This window comes from Leptospira sp. B5-022 (assembly GCF_000347035.1).
Classification (GTDB): Bacteria; Spirochaetota; Leptospiria; order Leptospirales; family Leptospiraceae; genus Leptospira_B; species Leptospira_B cinconiae.
The window spans coordinates 1-2048 of sequence record NZ_ANIJ01000035.1; the positions used below are offsets into that span (position 1 = coordinate 1).

Sequence of the window (2048 nt, forward strand, 5' to 3'; positions counted from 1 at the left end):
TCTAATTGAAGTGTTACTATTTCCCCGTTTAATATCTTTTTTGTGAGAAAATTATTCGGATCCACTGGACTTTCCGGAGGCCAGCTTGCTTCCTTGTTTTCCGATTCCGGGACAATAAATTCGCATACTAAAGTCCTGATCATTTTTTTCGTATCATATAATACTAAATTGCCCCTAGACATTTTGAACGCTTGGGTGATCTTTTGAATGGCATTGGAGATTGCTTCCTCGATTTCCAATATAGGTCTGTTGATAAGTTCCGTGGAGATGGAAGAGGTAAGTCTTTCTATATTTCTTTTGAATTCTTCTTTCTTTTTTCTTTTAATCTCGTTGCTGATGTCTTGGATTGTTCCTAAAAGTTTGAGAACTTTTCCTTCCGAGTCTTTGATAAAATCGGTCTTGTTTAAAAGGAACTTCTCTTGTCCGGAAGGTGTGATGGATCTATATTCTATTTCAGCGGAGACTCCTTCGATTATCGATCGTTTAAAATATTTTTCTACTTTCTCCCGATCGTCGGGGTGAATGTAATCGAACGCAGGTACAAGCATTCTATCATTCGTTTCTAATATTTGGTAAAGCCCCTCGGAAGCGGTCATTTTTCCCGATGGTATATCGTATTCCCAACTCCCTATTTTTGCGGTTTTTTGGGCTCTGTCTAAGAACAATTTTGTTTCTCTTAATTCATCTTCTATGTGTTTCTGTTCCGAAATATCTATATGGATTCCGATCATTCGGATCGGGTTTCCTTCCGGAGCATTCTCGGCTATTTTTCCCCTTGTTAAGATCCATTTATAAGAACCGTCCTTACACTTTAAACGAAACGCTGTTGAATAGAAAGTTGTTTCTCCCGTTACGTAACTTTTCCAGGCGGAGTTGGTTTTGTCTCTATCGTCCGGGTGAAGACTTTCATTCCAAAATTCGTATGTAGGTTTCACTTCTCCAGGACGATACCCCAACATTTTCAGCCAGTTCTCATCCACGTGATGTTCGTTAGTTATAATATTATAATCCCATATACCAAGGTTAGCGCCTTGGACCGCTAAATCCAATGTCCTTTCCTTTTCTTCAAGGATCTTTTCCGTTTCCTTTTTCTCGGTGATATCTATATGGATACCGAGAGCTCGTATAGGGGTTCCGTCCTTATCCCTCTCCCAAACTTTTCCTCTGGACCGGATCCATTTCCAACTTCCGTCCTTACATAACATTCGAAAGTCGGTTTCGAATAATTCCGAATGACCTTCCATATGTTCTTTTAGTCCTTCTACGATAAGTGGACGATCATCCGGATGAATCCTGGATCTCCAAAATTCGTTTGTAGTTTGGAATTCCTCCATGGTGAATCCAAGGATCTCCACACATTTTTCATTCGGTATAACGATACCGTTCGGTATATTCCAATCCCAAAAGCCCAGGTCTGCACTTTTGATGACTAAGTCTAATTGTTCCTCTCTACTTTTTAACAATGCTTCCGAAGCGAGTTCTTTTCGAAGATCGATTATATTTCCGCGAATCAGATTTTTAGAACCTGGGATCTTTACCAGATGAACTTCACAAGGAATGAGTTGGTTTTGCTTGTCACAATGATCCCATCTGAATACGGGAATTTCTCCTCGGACTGCAAGTGACATTTTTTCGAAAGCGGAGACTTTGGAACTTTTTCCATCCGGTTGAAATTCCGGAGAGATATCGGCAGGACCTAAACGTAGGAATTCTTCTCTCGTGTGTCCAAAAAGAATTTCTGCCGTCGAGTTGACTTCTTCGAAGATCCCCGTCTCGTAGTTAACGATAGTGATCGCTGAAGGGGAATAATCGAGTAACGTCCGTAAAAGACGATTGTCGGATTCCGAACGGGAAAGTAATTCTATTCTTTTCTCTAATTCGGAGATCTTTTGTTTAGCTGCTTCTAACTCCGCCAGGAGATCCTTGCTTAATCGTTTGTTAATTTTGGGATCCACTTACTATTGAATAGAAAGCGGAAACCTTCGTTTGAAAACAAAAATACTGGAGATCACGGGTTTTCATTTGTCGTTTGTTGTGATTTTGTGGAA

Annotated in this window: 1 protein-coding gene; it reads right to left on the reverse strand. The window is 40.2% G+C overall.

The genetic code is table 11. From position 1 onward, the window contains the following. A partial coding sequence (locus LEP1GSC192_RS15280) for a PAS domain-containing protein (protein ID WP_020770891.1) occupies positions 1-1955 on the reverse strand: 1955 nt, incomplete at its 3' end. Between the last annotated feature and the right edge of the window lie 93 nt (positions 1956-2048).